Source organism: Ruegeria sp. AH3, assembly GCF_056536265.1.
In genome coordinates this window covers 781,338-801,712 of the sequence record NZ_JBQFJL010000001.1, presented here as the reverse complement: position 1 = coordinate 801,712, position 20,375 = coordinate 781,338, and the positions used below count along the sequence as shown (strand labels likewise).

Genomic DNA, 20,375 nt, shown 5'->3' with positions numbered 1-20,375 from the left:
TGCGCCTGCCCCGGGTCAAAACACGAAACCCTACAATGGCCATTTTGCGCCGCTGCGTCATTGCCCAATCAGATTGCGTTTCACCTGATCATCCTGCCGCCAGGCCTCAAGCCCCTGCACGATACCATGCGCCATCAGGGCACGCCATTCCGGGTTCCGGATGTTGTTCAGATCGCGTGGGCTGGACAGAAACCCAAGCTCGACCAGAACCGACGGAATATCCGCAGCTTTCAGAACCGAAAATGAGCCGGTACGGATCGGGCGGCTGTTCATCGGTCCACCCTGCTGGGTCATCCCTTCGGCCAGTGCCTGCGCCAGTGCATTCGTACGTGGTTTGGTTTCTTGCCGCGCCAGATCCAGCAGCACATCGGCAACCTGATCATCCGATCCACTCAGATCGATCCCGGCGATCATGTCCCCCCTGTCATGCCGCTCGGCCAGTTTCTGGCTGGCAATGTCAGACGCCTCATCAGCAAGGGTATAGACCGCTGCCCCGTGCGCGCGCCCTTCGGACAGCCAATCAGCATGCAGCGAAACGAACACATCGGCCCCCGCCCGATGCGCCAGGGCGATGCGGCGTTCAAGGCTGACAAACTGATCGTCTACGCGTGTCATCACCACCTCGAACCCACCTGCACGCAACAGCATTTCGCGCAGCTCACGCGCGAAGGTCAGCATGAGCGTCTTTTCATTCGTATTCGGAACTTCAGCTCCCGGATCAATGCCACCATGGCCGGGGTCCAGCATCACCCGCAAGACTCCCGAATTGTCCCGTCCTGAGGCTTCGGGCGTGAGCACAGGTTCGGGTAAATCCCACCCTGGCTGGCGCGGAGCCCCTGCGCTGGCTGCGAAACTGTCAAAATCAGTGCCCACCAATTGCAGCGAAAGATGCGCAGCACCAGTAGTTTCATCGACCCGCAGATCAGCTGTTTCAATCGCCAGAGGCGCGCCCAGCTCCAACACCAGACGTGACCAGCCGGGCACATAGGCACCAAACCGCACCCCGCTTATGCGGTTGGTTTGCAGAAAGCTCTGACGGTCCAGCCCAGCCCAGTCGACCTCCTGAAAATCCAGCACCATGCGGTAAGGATCGCGCAGGGTGAAAACGCGATAGGGCACACCCTGACTGAGACCGAGATCGAGGCGCACACCGGAACGGCCTTCATCGCTGATGCGGCTTTGCTCGGGCAGCACGCGGGCGAGCGCATTGAACTCTTGCGCGACGGCAACACCTGACAGCGCCCAGATCAGGGCGAATGCGTAGAAAATCCTGCTCATGGCCTCAAGTTATCCCGAGATCGATTGGCGCAAAGCCTATAGCATCAACCAAGCTTTGTGAACGCCCTAGACCGGTGCAGCGATCGCACCGCGCTCTGCCATGAACCGACGCAGACGTTCCAGCCCGTCCTGAATGTCAGCCGTCGCACGCGCATAGGAAAAGCGCAGAGTCGTGTGACCGCGCTGGGGGTCAAAATCCAGCCCCGGCGTGACGGCAACACCTGCCTTTTCAAGAATCTCGGCGGCGAAAGCACGACTGTCATCGGTCAGGTCCGAGACATCGGCATAGACATAAAACGCCCCATCCGGCGGCGCGATATTGGTGAACCCGGCTTTGGGCAGACCATCCAGCATCAGCGCACGATTGCGGCGATAGACGTCCAGATTGGCCTGCAGTTCTTCATCGCAATCCATCGCAGCCAGCGCGGCCACCTGACTGGCATGCGGAGCGCAGATGAACATGTTCTGCGCGATCCGCTCAACCACACGCACCTGATCCTCGGGGACGACCATCCAGCCCACCCGCCAGCCGGTCATCGAGAAATACTTGGAGAACGAGTTGATCACATAGCATTCGTCGGTGAGTTCCAGCGCCGTGACCGCTTTGGCCTCGTATTCAAGCCCATGGTAAATTTCGTCACTGATGAATGACGCCCCCTGCCCCTGCGCCGCCTCGATCAGCGCCCCCATCGCGGCGTGATCCAGCATCGTGCCCGTGGGGTTGGCAGGCGATGCGACCATCAGGCCTTGCAAATCCAGTCCGTTGAAGTCGGAGGGCACCGGTTGCAGCCGGTTTTCGGGCGCGGTGGGCAGATCGACAGGCACCAAACCCAGCGCCTTGAGAATTTGCCGATAGGACGGATAGCCGGGTGCGCCGATGCCGACACGATCGCCACTGTCAAAGAGCGCGGTGAAGGTCAGCAGAAACCCACCCGAGGACCCGGGGGTGATAACCACCCGCTCGGGGTTCAGGTCGACATTGTACCACTCGCCATAAAGTCGCGCGATGCGTTGGCGCAGGGCGGGCATCCCAAGGGCGACCGTATAGCCCAGAGGGCTTTGCTCCATCGCCTTCGCCAACGCTTCGGTCGCGCCTTTGGGCGCGCCGGTTCCGGGCTGGCCAACCTCCATATGGATGATGTGACGCCCGGCTTCTTCGGCTTTGCGCGCGGCTTCCATCACGTCCATCACAATAAACGGATCGACCCCGGACCGGGTTGAGTTTCTCATGCCCATCTCCCATGTTGCAGCCATGGCTTTTGAACGCGTATCCCGGCTGGCGTCAATCCCGGCCCTGATGCTGGCTGCGGTAATGTGGCTGGCCGCAAGCGCACAAAGCCAGGCGCAGAACCTGATCCGCGATCCAGATATCGAACATGGCCTGCGCGAACTGGCCTTTCCGATCTTGCGCGCAGCAGGTCTAAGCACCAACCGCGTCCGGATATTGGTGGTCAATGACAGCACCTTCAACGCGTTCGTCATCGACTACAACACCATCTACGTAAACTACGGGCTGATCTTGTCGGTCGACACGCCCGAGATGTTGCAGGCCGTCATCGCCCACGAGGCTGCCCATATCGCAAACGGTCATCTGGCCCGTCGGGCCGAGAACCTGCGCGCAGCCCAGCGCAACGCCCAATTCGGTACTGCGCTGGCGCTGATCGTCGCTGCCGCCGGTGGAGGGGAAGCGGCGGCTGGTATCGCCGCGGGCACGTCGTCCTCGGCCCTGCGCAGCTTTTTGGGACACACGCGCGCGGAAGAGGCCTCGGCCGATCGCAGCGCGGCCAGCTATCTGCGGTGGGCGGGCATCTCTCCGCGCGGAATGGTCAACCTGCATCGTAAATTCGCCGGTCAGGAACTGCTGAGCGAGGCCAATCAGGACCCATATATGCGCTCGCACCCCACCAGCCGGGAACGTTTGCGCGCGGCCGAGCATTTCCTTGATGAGTTCGGAGACAAGGCCAAACAGAACGCCAATGCCGACTATTGGTTCGCGAGGGTCAAAGGCAAGCTGTCAGCGTGGTTGCGATCACCCGGCTGGACTCTGCGCCGAGCTGCTGAGGAGACCGATCCCGACATCCGCCTGATGCGCGAGGCCTCGGCCCATCACCAAAACCGAGATTTGGCCCGTGCGCGCGCCGCCATCAACAAGGCTCTTGAAATCCGGCCCGATGACCCATTCTTCTATGAGTTGAAAGGCCAAATCCTGCTGGAAAACCGCCGTCTGAAAGAAGCGGTTGCAGCTTACGGCGCAGCTGTTGATATGGCACCCAATGACTCACTGATCCTTGCCGGGTATGGGCGCGCCCTGCTGGCGGACGGTCAGACGAAAGAAGCCTTGCAAGCGCTTGAAAAAGCACGTGCAAGGGACTACCGAAACGCCCGGTTGATGCAGGATCTTGGCGCAGCCTACGCCAAGGTGGGCAACACCGGAATGGCTTCGGCGGTCACCGCAGAACGATATGCCCTGCATGGTCGACTGGACGATGCAGGAATTCACGCAAGACGCGCCATCGGGCAGTTGCCCGAGGGGTCTCCGGGGTGGCAACGGGCACAGGATGTGCTGATCGCCTCGGAACGGGCGAAGAAAAAGAAAAGGAAACGGAAATGATCCTCAGACATACAGCACCCGCCCTTCTGGGGCTTTCCATGCTCGCCGCTCCGGCCCACGCGCTGGACCTGAACGCCATGAGCGACGCCGAAAAGGTCGAATTCGGTGCCCAGGTGCGCGAATACCTGCTGGAAAACCCCGAAGTGATCATCGAAGCGATCAACATTCTGGAAGAACGCAACGCTGCCGCCGAGGCCGCCGCCGACAAGGAACTGGTCGCCGCCAACGCGGACGCGTTGTTCGATGACGGCTACAGCTGGGTGGGTGGCAACCCCGACGGTGACATCACTCTGGTCGAGTTCATGGACTACCGCTGTGGCTACTGCCGCCGTGCCGTGTCTGAGGTGGCCAGCCTGCTGGCCGAAGATGGCAATATCCGATTGGTGATCAAGGAACTGCCGATTTTGGGCGACGCATCGGTCGTATCATCCCGGTTCGCCATTGCGACGAAACAGGTGGCCGGAGACGACGCTTATAAGCAGGTCCACGATGCCCTGTTGGAATTCAGCGGTGAGCCCTCCGAGGTCACCCTGCGCCGGATATCGGATGGGCTGGGACTGGACAGCGACGCCATCGTCGCAGCAATGGACAGCGATAAGGTCACCGCCGAAATCGCGCAGACACGCGAACTGGCACAAAAGATGCGGATTTCGGGCACGCCGTCCTTCGTTCTGGGCACCGAGATGCTGCGTGGGTTCCTGCCTGCCGATCAGATGCAGCAGATCGCGAATGGGGTGCGCGCGGAACAAGGGTGAGCACGAGGCGGCAGTTTGGCCGGGGTTCACGTCTTTAACAGGCTCAGGCGGCTTTGATTTACAAAGCCGCCTTTTTTTGGATGTGAACTTTTTTTGCAAGCTGACTGACCAAGCGCACCATTCGTGACAAAGGACGTGAGCGAACTGTCCAGCGCGGCTATTGGGTCACATTCGGCATTTAGAACTGGCAAAAAATTGCCGGGTTTTAACGGGCCTCTTTTCATCACCCGCAAGATCACACTAGAACTCGGTTACCACTCAAACCGGCACCGAAGTTTCTTGCAAAACCACACTCGGAAAACAAATACGATCAGGTCACGCCTGTCTGCCCGCGCTGCAATTGCGGTGGGGATAATTGCTCTTGTTTCCGCCTGCGCTAAGAACCCGAACGAAGTGGATCTCGATCCGGAACGTCAGGCAATGGCGCTGCAAGAGGTCTCTAAAAAGCAGGCCCAGGGGCAAAGAGTGTGGTGTGTGCCCTACGCACGAAACCTCAGCGGCATCGAAATTCGCGGCAATGCCAAAGACTGGTGGGGGAAAGCGCGTAGTGCTTTTGACCGGGGCAACGAACCGATTGTGGGTTCGGTGATGTCGTTTCGGGCAACCAGCGGAATGCCTTTGGGCCATGTGGCGGTCGTATCCGATATCGTCACTGAGCGCGAAGTCATCATCAACCACGCCAACTGGCACCGCAACAAAGTATCGTTGAAAATGGGCGTCAAGGACGTATCCAAAAACAATGATTGGACGCTGGTCCGTGTCGAAAGCCAACCGGGACAATATGGCAGCAACTATCCGGTGAACGGGTTCATATACCCGAAATTTGGCAAGTAACCCAATTTCTCCTCGCGCCGCCAAATAGCTCAGGAATGCGCCACAGGCGATCTTCGTCACGGTCGTAAATCAGAGATAACAGCCTCTCGCGTAAGAAAGCTGAACGGTGGCATAGTCTGTTTGCGATCCGCAGCGATCTCGGTTTCACCGGAGTTTGTTTCGTTGCGGCGCTATTCTGCGGCCTCAGCCGCCGCGTCCAACTCAGCCGCCTTCTTCTCGACCTCTTCCACGATGTGATCGATCATCTGGTCGTTCGACATTTTGTGGCTGGCCTTGCCCGCCAGATAAACCATACCGGACCCTGCCCCGCCGCCAGTGAAACCGACATCGGTCATCAGCGCCTCACCCGGGCCGTTCACAACGCAGCCGATGATCGACAGGCTCATGGGCGTTTTGATGTGTTCCAGCCGATGCTCCAGCGCTTCAACCGTTTTGATCACGTCAAACCCCTGCCGCGCGCAAGAAGGGCATGAAATGATGTTCACCCCACGATGGCGCAGGCCCAGAGATTTCAGGATCTCATAGCCCACCTTGACCTCTTCCACCGGATCGGCGGACAGGCTGACGCGGATCGTGTCGCCAATACCCATCCACAGCAGGTTGCCCAGACCGATGGCCGATTTGATCGTACCGCTGACCAACCCTCCGGCCTCGGTGATGCCTAAATGGATGGGGGCGTCTGTGGCCTCGGCAATGCCCTGATAGGCCGCGGCCGACAGGAACACGTCGCTGGCCTTCACGCTGATCTTGAAATTGTGAAAGTCGTTGTCCTCAAGGATGCGGATATGCTCGAGCCCGCTTTCAACCATCGCCTCGGGGCACGGCTCGCCATATTTCTCCAGCAGATGCTTTTCCAAACTCCCTGCGTTCACCCCGATCCGGATCGAGCAGTTGTGGTCGCGCGCGGCAGCGATGACCTCTGTCACACGCTTCTCATCGCCAATGTTGCCGGGGTTGATACGCAGGCAGGCTGCGCCGGCCTCAGCGGATTCAATGCCGCGGCGATAATGGAAATGAATATCGGCGACGATGGGCACAGGGCTTTCGTGCACGATCTCTTTCAGCGCTTTCGACGATGCCTCATCCGGAACCGAGACGCGCACGATATCCGCCCCCGCCTCTGCCGCCGCCTGTACCTGTGCAACAGTCGCCGCGACATTGGTGGTCATCGTGTTGGTCATGGTCTGCACGGCAATCGGCGCGTCGCCACCGACGGGCACGTTGCCAACCATGATCTGACGGGATTTGCGGCGATAGATGTTGCGCCACGGGCGCACGTGATTGAGCGACATGAGGATCGATCCGGATCAGCCTGAGTTGCGCCTTAGATAGTTCGCCAACCCCCAAGGAGCAATGCCAAGATCACTCGGCGGGCGCTTCTGTCGCCTCGGTCTGCAGCTCGGCCACCAATTGCTTGAGCGCGCTGTTCTGATCGGCTTCAAGATCGGCCACGGTGAAGTTCTCGGCCACCGAATCTTTCGACAGCACGACCCCTTTGGTCACCGTGCCGGGCGCGCCGACCGGGCCAAAATGCTCACCATTCATCGAGAAATAGACGGAGCCCGACGCACCTGCGCGCAACTGCGGCGGCTCTTCCGTAAGCGGGACCTCGAACGTGCTACCCTGTTCAACCGTCCCGAGCGTCCCTTCGAAAATGACACTGCCATCGGCAGCCGTGACGCGCATCCACGACGGGTTCACAGCAACGATTTTCAGGTTTGTGTCAATCTTCTCAACAACCTGCGGCAACTCCGGACGCTCGACCGTGTGAACTTCTGTCACTTGAATCTGCGGCGGTTCTGGCGGGCTGAAAGTGCCAACCGTGCGCGGATCGAGTGTCGAGATCGGGGCGTCACGCGCCACCAGAACAGGCACATCCAGCGCCTGCGGACGATACAGACGATCCAGCGCTTCGGAGCTTGGAGTGTCCACGCTGGCCAGTTCAACCTCATCCGACCGCACCTGTGCCGCATCAAGCGGGTCGAGATCGGTCAGGACGACGGGTGCCTGTTCAACCGGGCTAACCTGTACCTGCTGAATACGGTTCAGGACCGACCAGCCGCCATAGCCAATGCCGCCAATGACAGCCAGCAGAACCAGTGTCGAACCAATAGCCCGTGGTTCAATCTGGCTGACAACGGATTCGCGGCCGGGGATATAAGGAGTGTTGGGCGAAACAAAGGGGTCGCGCCCCATCGGCCCACGCGCAGGCAAACCGCCTTGCGCTTTCTTAACGACTGACGCCTCAGCCGACATGCCATGAGCAACCTCGAAACCGCTTTCCTTGCAGAAAGTCTGGAACGTCTCATCCGGGTTCATACCCAGATAACGGGCGTAGGACCGCACATAGCCAGCGATAAAGCCAGGAGTGTCAAAGGCGTCCGGGTCAGCGTTCTCGATAGCGGCGATATAGTTGGCCTTGATCCGCAGTTCGCGTTGTACGTCCAGAAGAGACTTGCCCATCGTCGCACGCTCGCCGCGCATGACATCGCCAAGTCGCACCTCATAGTCATCAAACCCTTTCGGTCTGACGTCCATGTCTTCTCCGGAATCGCGCTGTGATCTGCGCCCAATCATTCCTGCTGCCCCATCTTTGCCTGTCGCGTGTTACGCGCCGTCAGCGAATCGACCCTAAACGATTCGTCTGCCAGTTTTGTTAGCGTAAGCCTAACACGCAGCAAACTCGTTGCACACTTTAGCGTGAGGTTATCCAGCAAGTTCGGCGCGATTTAGCGCACAATGTGACCAAAGTTCGTCCATCGCCTGAACCAGACGGTTCATTTCGTCAGGTCCATGTACCGGAGACGGGGTAAACCGCAGGCGTTCAGTGCCGCGCGGAACGGTCGGGAAATTGATCGGCTGCACGTAGATACCATAATCATCCAACAGCATATCGCTCAACTTCTTGGTGTGGACGGGGTTGCCCACGATTACTGGCACGATGTGACTGCCGTGATCGATCAGAGGCATGCCCAGTCCCTTCAGACGCAGCTTGAGAATGCTGGCCTGTGTCTGGTGCTGTTCGCGCAGCTCGGGCGCGGTTTTCAGATAAGCCACCGACGCCGCCGCCCCTGCTGCAACCGCAGGTGGCAGCGAGGTGGTGAAGATGAAGCCGGGTGCATATGACCGGATCGCGTCGCACATCTTGGCGCTGGCCGCGATATAGCCACCCATGACACCATAAGCTTTAGCCAGTGTTCCGTTGATGATGTCGATCCGATGGGCCAGACGATCCCGCTCGGTCACGCCGCCCCCGCGCGGGCCATACATACCGACCGCGTGAACCTCATCGATATAGGTCAGCGCGCCGAATTCATCAGCGAGGTCGCAGATCTCTTCGATCGGACCAAAATCGCCATCCATGGAATAGACCGATTCAAACGCAATCAGCTTGGGCGCAGCCGGATCATCCGCCGCCATCAGCTCGCGCAGATGAGCGACGTCATTGTGACGGAAGATACGCTTTGCCCCACCATTGCGGCGCACGCCTTCGATCATTGAGGCATGATTCAGCGCGTCGGAATAGATGATCAGGCCGGGAAACAGCTTGGGCAGTGTCGAAAGCGTGGCATCATTGGCGATGTAGGCGCTGGTAAACAGCAGCGCGGCTTCTTTGCCATGCAGATCAGCAAGCTCAGCCTCCAGCCGCTTATGATAAACGGTGGTGCCCGAAATATTGCGCGTCCCGCCCGAGCCCGCGCCCGCCGCGTCGACCGCCTCGTGCATGGCGTTCAAAACAACCGGGTTCTGCCCCATGCCAAGATAGTCGTTGCCACACCACACGGTGATGTTCTGCTGCGACCCGTCCGGACAGGTCCGCACCGCATGCGGAAAATGACCATTCCGGCGTTCAATATCGATAAAGGTCCGGTAACGTCCTTCGTCATGCAGCTTGGCGATCGCTGTATCGAGCTGAGCAGTATAGTCCACCGGACCCTCCTTGGATGCCCGGCCATCATACCTCCGGACTACTTTTTTCGCTACACTACAGGGTTTCTGCAAATGTGGCGTCGCGTTCATCTGTCCGACTTGCCTACCGCCGAAACGTTGAACCCAACTTTGATTTGCATCAAATAACGCCTAACGCCCGAACCGACAAGCAAAGTTACGGCCAGAAAACGCGAGGAAACGACGCAGGCCGCCCCTATGCCTTTGCCCCAGAATCCTGCTGGACGGCCCCGCCCATGCTGCTAGGCTCTGCCCGAATTCAGCACTTTTCAGGAGAGCCCCATGTCGCTTGACGCCGTACTGAGCCGGATCGACACTGATCTGACCCCTTCTATCGATCGCCTGATGGAGTTCCTGCGCATCCCTTCAATCTCTACCGACCCCGCCTATAAAGAGCATGTCGACAAGGCCGCTGACTGGCTGGTGGCCGATCTGCAGAGCCTCGGCATCGCGGCCGAGAAACGCCCGACCCCAGGCCACCCGATGGTGGTAGGCCATGTTGGCGAAGACAGCGACGGGCCGCATGTCCTGTTTTATGGCCATTACGATGTGCAACCGGTTGACCCGCTTGAGCTATGGAACCGCGACCCGTTTGATCCGGCACTGGAACAAACCGAACATGGGGATGTAATCCGCGGGCGCGGTGCATCGGATGACAAGGGCCAGCTCATGACATTTGTCGAGGCCTGCCGGGCGTGGAAAGCTGTCCACGGCACCTTGCCCTGCCGCATCACATTCTTCTTCGAGGGCGAAGAGGAATCCGGCTCACCCTCGCTGGTGCCGTTCCTCGAAGCGAACAAGGAAGAGTTGAAGGCAGATCTGGCGCTGGTTTGCGATACCTCGATGGTCTCTCGTGGTGTGCCTTCGATCGCATCACAATTGCGCGGGATGCTGAAAGATGAATTCACCATTATCGGCCCGCGCATCGACCTGCACTCGGGCCATTACGGAGGACCCGGCCTGAACCCGCTGCGCGAACTCTCTCGCATCGTTACCTCGTTCTATGACGAAGAAACCGGGCGTGTCGCCGTTGAAGGGTTCTATGAAGGCGTTCATGAGGTGCCTGCCGACCAATTACGCCAATGGGAAAATTGCGGGTTCGACGAGGCGGAATATCTGAACTCGGTCGGCTACACCCAGCCTCACGGTGAAAAAGCCTACTCTACCCTGGAACAGCAATGGGCACGCCCGACGCTCGAAGTTAACGGACTCTGGGGTGGCTATAATGGCGCAGGGTCAAAAACCGTTATTCCGTCCGAAGCGCATTGCAAGATCACCTGCCGCCTTGTCGGTGACATGGATCCAGACGCACTGCGCGACAAAATTCGCAAACACGTAGAAGAGCGTCTTTCCCCTGACGTCAAAGTCGTCTGGGACAACGACCTCGAAGGCTCGCCCGCTTCTGTCATGAACCTCAACCGCCCGGAATTCGAAGCAGCACGCGGCGCGCTTTCCGACGAATGGAATCGCGAGGCCGTTTTTACCGGCATGGGCGGCTCGATCCCGGTCGTCGGCTATTTCGATACCGTGCTCGGGCTGGATTCAATGCTCGTGGGCTATGCCAATGACGACGACGCTATCCACTCGCCGAACGAAAAATACGACGTCAAAAGCTTCCACAAAGGTATCCGCTCCTGGGCCCGCATTTTGGATGCGCTGAACAAATAAGGATTCCAGCGAGGCTCTGCCTCGCGCTCCGGGATATTTTCGGCCAGATGAAGACCGGATCCCCTGCTTCATCTGGCCATAAATATCCCGGGGGAGTCGCGGCTTGCCGCGGCGAGGGCAGAGCCCCCTTCCCTTACATGTGGATCACACGCCCATAGGCATCCAGAACGCTCTCATGCATCATCTCTGACAGCGTTGGGTGTGGGAAGACCGTATTCATCAGGTCTTCTTCGGTGGTCTCCAACTGACGACCAACCACATAGCCCTGAATCAGCTCGGTGACTTCGGCGCCGATCATATGTGCGCCCAGCAACTCACCCGTCTTGGCATCAAAGATGGTTTTGATCATTCCTTCAGGTTCGCCCAAGGCGATGGCCTTGCCGTTGCCGATAAAGGGGAAGCGACCGACCTTGATGTCAAAACCAAGCTCCTTGGCCTTCGCTTCGGTATAACCTACCGATGCGACCTGCGGCTGGCAGTATGTGCAACCCGCTATGCTTTCGGGCTTGACCGGATGCGCGTGTTTACCCGCAATCAATTCAGCCACCATCACACCTTCGTGGCTGGCTTTATGCGCCAGCCAGGGCGCGCCCGCGATGTCGCCAATGGCATAGAGCCCATCGACACCGGTACGGCAGAATTCATCAGTGATCACATGGGTGCGGTCGATCTTTACGCCCAGAGCCTCAAGCCCCAGGTTTTCAACATTCCCCACGATACCAACCGCCGAGATTACCGTATCGAAGTCATGCTTCTCTACTTTGCCCTTCACCTCGATATGCGCAGTCACCTTGCCTTTGGCGCGATCCAGCTGCTTGACCATCGCCTTTTCCATGATGGTCATGCCCTGTTTGGTAAAGGCTTTCTTGGCAAAGGCGCTGATCTCGGCGTCTTCAACCGGCAGCACGCGGTCCATAACCTCGACCACCGTCGTATCTGCGCCCAGCGTGTTGTAGAAACTGGCGAATTCGATGCCGATCGCGCCCGAGCCGATGACCAGCAGTTTCTTGGGCATCCGGGGCGGCTGCAGCGCGTGTTTATAGGTCCAGACCAGATCACCATCCGCCTCCAGACCGGGAAGTTCGCGGGCCCGCGCGCCGGTTGCGAGTACGATGTTCTTCGCCGTCAGTTCTTCGGAGCCTTTGTCGGTCTTGACGCTGACCTTCCCTTTCGCAGGTATCGTCGCCTCGCCCATCACGACGTCGATCTTATTCTTCTTCATCAGATGACCGATCCCGCCCGACAGCTGGGCTGCAACCCCGCGCGAGCGTTTGACGACCGCGTCGAGGTCATAACCCACCTTGTCTGCCTTGAGGCCGAAATCCTTAGCGCGCTCCATCAGATGGAAGACTTCCGACGAGCGCAGCAACGCCTTGGTCGGGATGCAGCCCCAGTTCAAACAGATGCCGCCCAGATGCTCACGCTCGACAACGACGGTTTTCAGGCCCAGCTGGGCTGCGCGAATGGCAGCGACATAGCCTCCGGGGCCGGCCCCGATTACGATCAGATCATAAGATTTTGCAGCCATGTGTCCCTCTCGGCGCAGATCGGTTTCAAAACTAGTTTACCGTTAAACTATTTTTCACAGCGCATCAACAACTCCGCCCGCGACATATGTGACGCGGGGTCAAATCGCCCGTCAGGCGCTGAATTCAGCCTATACCCACGCCTCACCAAAGGCTAGAACCGAACCAATTCGTTTCCAAACCTGTGTATTTGAGAGAGGCCATGATGGCAAAAACACTCAAAGATCTTTTGCTTGCCCTTTTGAACGCCACCCTGATCCTGCTGGCCCTGTGCCTGTTCTTGGGTTGGAAGCTGGCGCAGTCGGTCGACAATATCCGAACCGGTTTTGCAGAAAACCTGCAGTTGGTGACACCGTTACGAGATCAGGCGCAGGGCCTTCGCGGAGAGCTTGCGGCGTTGCGCAGCGACATGGCTGCAATTCGCGCGCAGGATGATGCATCTGATCCTGCAACGGCACGACAACTGAATGCAGCACTGCAGCGGTTGAACGGGTTGGAGAAAGGTCTGGAAAAAACACAGGCCCGACTGGCGGGCCTGGTGGACTCTCCTGAAGATCTGATCGATCACGCCATTACCACCACGGTGGATAGCGTGACCCACGGCCTTCAGTCGGTCAGAGGGTGCACGCCCGCAACCTAGGTCGCAGCTGCCTGCAACTCACGAACGGTGCTGCCATAGCCACCGTTGCTGACATATGCGGCTTCGTGTTCAGTTGTGCTGCGATCCAGTGCATCGTTTCGATACGGGAAACGACCGAACTTGCGGATCACTTCGCGATGCGCCCGAGCGTGCAGAAGATTTCCTTCGCCGGCCTGCGGCATCCGCTCGTGCATCAGGCGCACGCAGCGCTCCTGATCACACAGATTTTCCGAATGCATCATCGGCAGGTAAAAGAACTGCCGCGCCGGCTCGTCAATCTTCATGTCCCATCCCTTGTCGACCGCACATTTCGCAGCCGCCAACGCTGCACGATCCGATGAAAACGCCTTGGCGCTGCCGCGGAACATGTTGCGAGGGAATTGATCCATAAGGATAATATAAGCCAGCGCACCGCTGGGATAGGTCAGCCAGAGCGAGAATTTTCCCTCGCACGCGGCCTTCCAAGTTGACAGAAACTTGTCGCGGATCTGCTCGTCCAGCGCCTCATCCTGCAGGTACCAGCCCTTGGGCCCAACCTCATCCAACCAAAAACTCAATACTTTTTCAGGAGCAACCATTGCCCTAAACTCCGTAATTGTCCTCCCCAGGGACGTAGCGTCATTTAAATCTCTTTTACAGATTTGTGACAGTAACATATTGCAACACAAAAGTCACAAATCCGGCGTCAGGCAGGTTCTTGCGTATCCTGCTCTTCCTGGGCCGCTTCGATGACAACTTCCTGTGCAACTTCAAGCGCAACCGGGGATGAGGTCGGGTAAATCGGCGCGATGGCTCCGGTCTCATCCACGGGCACGTAAGCGCGCTGAGTCATACGGTACGCACCATAGATCGCCATGGCGAACATCAGCGCCGCGATGAACAGGAAGAACCCGGCAGGGCCAAGCAAGCCAACGCCCATCAACCAACCCGTGATGACCGGGCCTGCAATAGCGCCCAGACCGTTGATGAAAATCAGCCCGCCAGAGGCGGCGGACATGTCGTCATATTCCAGATAATCGTTCGTATAGGCGATCAACAACGAGTAGAGCGGGCTCGTCATGCCCCCGATCGCAAACGCTGAGAGCAGCAGGATCGGGAATGATCCTGCCCCGAAAAACATGCCGATCAAGGCCCCGACGCCGCCAACGGCTGCCACCAACATGATCAGGATACGCCGGTCCGCACGGTCCGATATCCAACCGATCGGATACTGCAGCACAACCGCGCCGATGTAAAACGCCGCGACAAAAGTCGAAATCTCGACCAGCGACAGGTCTGCTTGCGCGCCGTAGACCGCGCTCATCCCGAACTGGGCCGAAAACACGCCGCCCAGCAGGAACATCCCCACACAACCCAGTGGTGATGTCTCCATCAGTTTGCGCAATGTCATTGGTTTGGTAGTCTCAAAAGCCGGTGTCGGCGAGATCGACAGCAGAATCGGGGCAAACGAGACCGAAACCAGGATCGATGCGATCACGAAAGTCTCATACCCCGCGGGATCTCCGACCAGCAGCAAAGCCTGCGCACTGACCACACCTGCCATCTGCACGATCATATACAGAGACAGCGCCTGCCCCCGGTTTTCGTTGCTGGCCGCATTGTTCAACCAGCTCTCTGCAGTCACGTACACGCCCGAGAAACAGAACCCGATCACCACCCGGCCCAGAGACCAGGCAATCGGGTCCGTCAGCATCGGATACATGATCATCACGGCCGAGATGAACGAGGCCAGCGCCGCAAACACGCGGACATGCCCCACCCGCCGGATCATCTCGGGCGCAAGGCGCGAACCGCCAAGGAAGCCCACGAAATAAGCAGACATCACGAACGACATCTCAAGGGTCGAGAACCCCTCAATATCGCCCCGCACACCCAGCAACGTGCCCTGCAGGCCATTGCCGATCATCAGCAATCCCATTCCAAGAAGAAGCGCCCAAGCGCTGGAAAGAACCTGAAGCATGCTGCCTATCCAAATGCCAAAGTAGTTTCAGTTTACCTGATGCCCACTTACAGCCTGCGTCGCGCTTGTCTACGACATTGTGAGGACGCTAACCGAAAATCCGCGCCTCAGGGGATCAACAATGATGCATCGCCATACGAGAAGAACCGATATTCCCCCGCGATTGCATGGTCATAGATCGTACGCACCCGGTCCTGCCCCATCAGCGCCGAGACCAGCATCAGCAGCGTAGATTTCGGCAGGTGAAAATTGGTCATCAAAGCATCGGCGGCATGAAACTGGAAGCCGGGATAGATGAAGATGTCGGTCTCACCTTCCCATGGGGTGATCTCTCCGCCCCTTGCTGCGCTTTCAATCAGGCGCAGCGCGGTCGTGCCCACCGGAATGACGCGCCCGCCTGCGGCCTTGGTCGCGGCGATCTCGGCAGCGGCCTGAGGGCTGACGCACCCCCATTCGGCATGCATCTTGTGCGTTGTAACATCCTCGACCTTCACAGGCAGAAACGTACCAGCGCCAACATGCAGGGTGACATGGGTGAACTCCACCCCACGCGCGGTGAGGGCCTGCAACAAAGGATCATCAAAATGCAGCGAGGCGGTCGGTGCCGCAACCGCCCCGGAATGGCGTGCCCAGACCGTTTGGTAGTCGGTCTTGTCTTGCTCATCCGCCGCACGCTTGGCTGCAATGTATGGCGGCAGCGGCATCGCTCCGGCCTGTTCCAGCGCTTTGTCGAAATCCTCACCTGTCAGATTAAACCGCAGATAGGCCTGCCCGTCGGCGACCCGTTCCAAGGTGGCGCTCAGGTCATCGGAGAATACGATCTCTTCTCCCGGTTTGACCTTCTTCAGCGGTTTTACCAGCGCGGTCCAGCTGCCATCGGCCTGCGGCTCAAGCAAGGTCGCTTCGATTGCGGCCGAGACCGGACCTTGCGCGCTGTCACGGTGACGTCGCCCGTTGAGCCGCGCCGGGATGACACGGGTGTCGTTCAGCACCAGACGGTCGCCGGGCTGCAACAGATCAGGCAGGTCGAACACATGCCGGTCGCGGATGTCATCACCCTGCGCCACCAGCAGTCGCGCCGAGGATCGCGGGCTGGCAGGCCGCGTGGCAATCAGGTGTTCAGGCAGGTGGAAGTCGAAATCGCTGAGTTTCATGGCCGCGCCAATACAATGCCGCTAAAGATTCGGCCACTGCTGAGATCAGCGATCTTCCCCGCGCGACTGGAAGGCGGGATGCGGGCGCTCGGATCGGTCGGGCGTTGCGTTCGGACCATCCGAGACGGTTGGCGCCGGCTGCCGCAATAGGTTGCGCAGAAACAGCGGGGCAAGGCCTGACAACGGGTTCACCGACACCTTCGGATTGGCCAGCGGCCCGGTCAGTGTGTAGTTGAACGCAAACACACCCTCCCCTTTCCGGGTCAAAACACTTCCAATCGCGTTCAACAGATATATCGGAGAAATCGCACCGCGCAGGTTCAGCCTCCCGGCGACAGTGTCGACGGTGCCATCGAAGGACAGGCCCATCGACGGGCCGACGGCACTGCCACTTAAAACCTTCACCTCGGTCGGCGTGAGGCGCATCGTGCTTTCGATCGCGGAAAAGAAGATCCCTTGCCCCGCCATTTCGTCCAGCAAGCCAACCAGGCTGATCGCATTCAGCAGGGCCGCCATCGCAGGGGCATCCTTGATCCGCGTATTCTCGATTCGCAGGTCCACATCATAGTTTCCGGGCTCGGCAATCGGGTCGAGCTGCACCTGCAGGTTGCCGCCGCGCGCCTGAGTGATAAGACCCGCGGACCGCATCACGGCACCTGCATCCTCAGAGGTCAGGCTAACTGCACTGCGACCGCCACGCGGAGACACCTGCCCCCTGATCGGCGCACCACCATTCACTTGCGCGGCAAAGGCACCGGTCAGCCCTCCGGTGGTCTGGAACGAACCGGTCAACCCTGTCAGTGCAACCGTTTCGGTTACCTGCAACCTGTCCAGCGTGACATCCATCTTCGGCCCCGGCCCGCCAGCGCCCCCCTCGCCGCCGCCTTCGCCCAAGGTCGATTTGCCCAGATTCAGCACGCCCCCCAGGACCCGAATATCAGGCAGCGCGGCCCCACGTCCGATCAGCTCGGCAGGAACGGCCAGCCAATCTCTGATCTCGAACGAACTGAACCGGACCCGATCAAAAGCCCCATCATGGAATGAAATCGAGGCCGCGCTTCGCAACCCAGCGGCATTGATCCGCAGGGAATCGACACTCAGATTTGCGCCCAGCGTTGCCTCGGCTGTCAAAGAGCCGCTGGTCGCCGCCGCCTTGCGCCAGCCAAGTTCGGGGATCGCAAGTGTGACACCCACCAGATCGGATTGCGCCGTTAGTTTGAGAGGATCGCCTGCCCCTATGCCCAACGAGAAATCCGCCACCCCCTGCCCCGTCAGCATGCCGCGCGGCAAACCGGCGTTGATCTGATCCATCAGACGAGGCGAAAGCTCGATCTGCCCGCTCAGCGTGCTGCGCTGCGCCTTATCCCCTCCGATAGGTTGCTGCCAAAGGGCCGTGACCGGTACCACCCCAAAGAGACCCTGTCCGTCAATCGAGACCCCGGTCTGATCTCCGGACAGGTTCAACCGATCCGCACTGACCTCGAACCCCGGCACAAGTTTATCACTATCGAGATCCGCCAGAGTGCCGTCGAAATGAAACCGTGTATCCTCCAGCGTCAGCCCCTTGATCAGCGGCAGAGACAGCGTGCCGTCAATACTGACCTGTCCATCGGCAAGATCGACCGGCAGATTGGCCTTGGTCAGCAGCGACAACGGAGGGCGGTCCAGCAAAGACAGTGCCGCCGTGACGCTGCCACGCGCCTGTATCCGCGCGATACCCGGGGTCGATTTCCTGATGCCGGTATCGGGAATGATGAAAGAGGTGCCAGCGGCATCTACCTGCCCGCCTTGATCAGCAACCACCACGCCTTTTTGCGCGGTCACGGTAAACCGCCGGTTCAGCAGGCTGGCCTGTCCTTGCGCGTCTTGCACCGGAGGCAGTGTTTTCGCAAATCTCAGACTGGTGTTTTCAAACTCGAAATCCGCGTAGATGTCAGGCTTTTCGCCGGGGCGCAGGCGCAAGGCGAAGTCAAGATCCGACATTTCTCCGTAATGCAGGTTTTCGGTCACCCAAAGGCGCGGCTTGAGGGCCAGACGCTCGGGCCAATAGTTCAGCAACTGGTCCGAGTTCATCTGGTCGATTTGCGCGTCAACCTCGGCCAACCATCCGTCGGACAACCCGGCCAGCGCACCGCTGAGCCGCAGACGATGCGCGCCATCCTCGACCGTCATCTGCCCCACGCGCATCCGGAAGGGCGCAAGTTTCATCTGAAAATCAACATCCGCGCGCTTTAGGTTCAGCGCTTCGGGGAACAGGTTTGCCGGATTGACCTCAATCCCGCTCAGCCGGAACTGCCCGGCCATACTGTCGAGACGCCCGGCCTCGACCCCTTCAAGAAACGCCTTACCCTCGGCATGGACTTCGCCCCAGGCGGAGTGGATGGAGATTTCGTTGAAGTCCAACACTTCCTGCTGCGGGTTATAGGTGAAATAGGTACGCGCCGAATCGAACCGGACCGGGCGGGTCTCGGGCGTTGGCTGTACCGCCCCTTCTCCAAGGTTCAGTGTGGCAAAGACCGGCCCGAGCGCGCCATCGGCATCGACACTCCCGCGTAAGGCACCCGAGATCGGCGTGCGCAACACCTGCATCCAGGCCAGCGCGGGGCTGTGTCCGGCAATATCTTCGGCAGGCAGATCAGTGATCGAGATACCGAACTGCGCCGCTGCACTGTCCAGTGAACTGGTATAGTTCGCCTCAATCCCGCTGACATAATCGCGCCCGGCCAGTACCGAGAAACCGGTGGCGAGCCGTACCTCGCGCGCACTGCGGGTGGCTTGAATATGGCCGCCATCCAGCACCCACGATCGACCCAGCCGCAGGTCACGATAGTCCAGAGTGATCGAATCCAGCCTAACCGAGGTCAGCGCCGACAGCGCGGGGGATCGAAACACCTCATCCGAGGCCTCGATCAACTGCGCAAGGTTCGGCGCCTCGCCAACCGGCGCACTGCCGGTGCCCACGGTCAGAGATAGCGCACCATCTTCGCCTCGTGTCAGTGCGATCTGCGCGCCCTGCAGGATGATCCGCTTGGGCCGAACATGGCCCCGCAACAATGGCCGCATCGCTAGGCTGGCGCGTAGGTCCGACACCTCGGCTATCTGTTGCCCGGCCGCATCACTGATGCGCACATCCGTCAGGCGCAGACGCGGCCGCCACCCCTCATGAATGATGAAACTTACGTCGCCGAACCGGACCTGCACGCCGCCCAATGCCTTGTCCAGCCGTGCTTCGACACGGTCGCGCACCCAGGCCGGAGCATGCATCCGCTGCCCGACCACCATGAATCCGGTCACTAGCCCCAAAAACACCAGAACAAAGACGCCGCGCATGGCCCACAGGCCAGCCGTCCGCCGACGCGACCGGCGACGCGGCTTCTTGCCGCTCTCAGTCTCATCCTGCTGATCTTGCTGGACCAATTTGCGTTCCACGCCTTTCAACCTGCTCGCGGCGCCCTATGATATGAGCCAACCGTTAATTTTCTCAGCCGGAGTTTTCATATGCCCGACGTTTCAGACATCGCCCCAGACTTTACGCTGCCTCGCGACGGCGGCGGAGAAGTGACCCTGTCGGAACAGCGTGGCCGCGCCGTCGTTCTGTTTTTCTACCCCCGCGATGATACGCCGGGCTGCACCAAGGAATCCATCGGTTTCTCGGAACAGCTTCAAGCATTTAGTGACGCAGGCGCTAACGTTTTCGGCATCTCGCGTGATACGGTTGCCAAGCATGACAAGTTTGTCGCCAAACATGGGCTGACGACCCCGCTGCTATCCGATGAAGGCCAGACCGTGTGCGAGGATTACGGTGTCTGGGTCGAAAAGAACATGTATGGCCGGAAATCCATGGGCATCGAACGCTCGACCTTTCTGATCGATGCCGAAGGCAAGATCGCGCGCGTCTGGCGCAAGGTGAAAGTGCCCGGCCATGTCGACGAAGTGCTGGAGGCTGTGCAGGCGCTCTGACCCTCTCGACCCGCGCGGACATACGGGGTATGCCCCGCGCG

General features: G+C 59.4%; 16 protein-coding genes. 6 read left to right on the top strand and 10 right to left on the bottom strand.

The window, feature by feature from the left end; all coding sequences use genetic code 11:
* Nucleotides 1-57: 57 nt before the first annotated feature.
* Nucleotides 58-1,278, bottom strand: coding sequence for an N-acetylmuramoyl-L-alanine amidase (locus ACR3EM_RS03940; RefSeq protein WP_480469509.1), 1,221 nt, complete (start codon nt 1,276-1,278; stop codon nt 58-60).
* 66 nt (nt 1,279-1,344) lie between these two features.
* Entirely contained in the window at nt 1,345-2,508 is a 1,164-nt protein-coding gene (locus ACR3EM_RS03935) for a pyridoxal phosphate-dependent aminotransferase (protein ID WP_480469508.1), read from the bottom strand.
* Here ACR3EM_RS03935 and ACR3EM_RS03930 point away from each other — a divergent pair.
* The 3 genes from ACR3EM_RS03930 (at nt 2,507) to ACR3EM_RS03920 (ending at nt 5,478) form a co-directional block, all read left to right on the top strand.
* The gene (locus ACR3EM_RS03930; RefSeq protein WP_480469507.1) at nt 2,507-3,889 is read left to right on the top strand and encodes a M48 family metalloprotease; all 1,383 of its coding nucleotides are present in this window, start codon (nt 2,507-2,509) and stop codon (nt 3,887-3,889) included. The genes ACR3EM_RS03935 and ACR3EM_RS03930 overlap by 2 nt on opposite strands.
* Nucleotides 3,886-4,644: a DsbA family protein gene (locus ACR3EM_RS03925; protein WP_480469506.1), complete on the top strand. Its 759-nt coding sequence runs from the start codon at nt 3,886-3,888 to the stop codon at nt 4,642-4,644. Before ACR3EM_RS03930 ends, ACR3EM_RS03925 begins: the two co-directional genes overlap by 4 nt.
* 123 nt (nt 4,645-4,767) lie before the next feature.
* Nucleotides 4,768-5,478: a CHAP domain-containing protein gene (locus tag ACR3EM_RS03920; protein ID WP_480469505.1), complete on the top strand. Its 711-nt coding sequence runs from the start codon at nt 4,768-4,770 to the stop codon at nt 5,476-5,478.
* A gap of 170 nt (nt 5,479-5,648) precedes the next feature.
* Here ACR3EM_RS03920 and ispG read toward each other — a convergent pair whose 3' ends face one another.
* From ispG to hemA, 3 genes are all read right to left on the bottom strand, one after another.
* Nucleotides 5,649-6,770: a flavodoxin-dependent (E)-4-hydroxy-3-methylbut-2-enyl-diphosphate synthase gene (gene ispG / locus ACR3EM_RS03915; RefSeq protein WP_480469504.1), complete on the bottom strand. Its 1,122-nt coding sequence runs from the start codon at nt 6,768-6,770 to the stop codon at nt 5,649-5,651.
* 70 nt (nt 6,771-6,840) lie between these two features.
* Nucleotides 6,841-8,055 (bottom strand): helix-turn-helix domain-containing protein, encoded by a 1,215-nt coding sequence (locus ACR3EM_RS03910; RefSeq protein WP_480469503.1) that lies wholly within the window; start codon nt 8,053-8,055, stop codon nt 6,841-6,843.
* 129 nt (nt 8,056-8,184) lie between these two features.
* A complete protein-coding gene (gene hemA / locus ACR3EM_RS03905) occupies nt 8,185-9,408 on the bottom strand; it encodes a 5-aminolevulinate synthase (RefSeq protein WP_480469502.1) in 1,224 nt (407 codons plus the stop codon).
* A 300-nt stretch (nt 9,409-9,708) separates the two neighbouring features.
* On the opposite strand from hemA, the gene ACR3EM_RS03900 reads away from it, so the two are divergent.
* Entirely contained in the window at nt 9,709-11,094 is a 1,386-nt protein-coding gene (locus ACR3EM_RS03900) for a dipeptidase (protein ID WP_480469501.1), read from the top strand.
* Between the two features lie 133 nt (nt 11,095-11,227).
* Here ACR3EM_RS03900 and lpdA read toward each other — a convergent pair whose 3' ends face one another.
* On the bottom strand, nt 11,228-12,622 hold the full coding sequence (gene lpdA / locus ACR3EM_RS03895) for a dihydrolipoyl dehydrogenase (RefSeq protein ID WP_480469500.1): 1,395 nt from the start codon (nt 12,620-12,622) through the stop codon (nt 11,228-11,230).
* A 203-nt stretch (nt 12,623-12,825) separates the two neighbouring features.
* On the opposite strand from lpdA, the gene ACR3EM_RS03890 reads away from it, so the two are divergent.
* Entirely contained in the window at nt 12,826-13,260 is a 435-nt protein-coding gene (locus ACR3EM_RS03890; protein ID WP_480469499.1) for a hypothetical protein, read from the top strand.
* On the opposite strand, the gene ACR3EM_RS03885 is transcribed toward ACR3EM_RS03890, so the two are convergent.
* The 4 genes from ACR3EM_RS03885 to ACR3EM_RS03870 form a co-directional block, all read right to left on the bottom strand.
* Nucleotides 13,257-13,838, bottom strand: a complete 582-nt coding sequence (locus tag ACR3EM_RS03885) for a DUF924 family protein (protein WP_480469498.1) — start codon at nt 13,836-13,838, stop codon at nt 13,257-13,259. The genes ACR3EM_RS03890 and ACR3EM_RS03885 overlap by 4 nt on opposite strands.
* Nucleotides 13,839-13,945: 107 nt before the next feature.
* Entirely contained in the window at nt 13,946-15,220 is a 1,275-nt protein-coding gene (locus tag ACR3EM_RS03880) for an MFS transporter (protein ID WP_480469497.1), read from the bottom strand.
* Nucleotides 15,221-15,327: 107 nt separating this feature from the next.
* A complete protein-coding gene (gene queA, locus ACR3EM_RS03875; protein ID WP_480469496.1) occupies nt 15,328-16,374 on the bottom strand; it encodes a tRNA preQ1(34) S-adenosylmethionine ribosyltransferase-isomerase QueA in 1,047 nt (348 codons plus the stop codon).
* Between the two features lie 45 nt (nt 16,375-16,419).
* A complete protein-coding gene (locus ACR3EM_RS03870) occupies nt 16,420-19,803 on the bottom strand; it encodes a YhdP family protein (RefSeq protein ID WP_480469495.1) in 3,384 nt (1,127 codons plus the stop codon).
* A 69-nt stretch (nt 19,804-19,872) separates the two neighbouring features.
* Between ACR3EM_RS03870 and ACR3EM_RS03865 the strand changes: the two genes are divergently transcribed.
* Complete coding sequence (locus ACR3EM_RS03865) at nt 19,873-20,334, top strand: peroxiredoxin (protein ID WP_480469494.1); 462 nt, start codon at nt 19,873-19,875, stop codon at nt 20,332-20,334.
* Nucleotides 20,335-20,375: the final 41 nt, after the last annotated feature.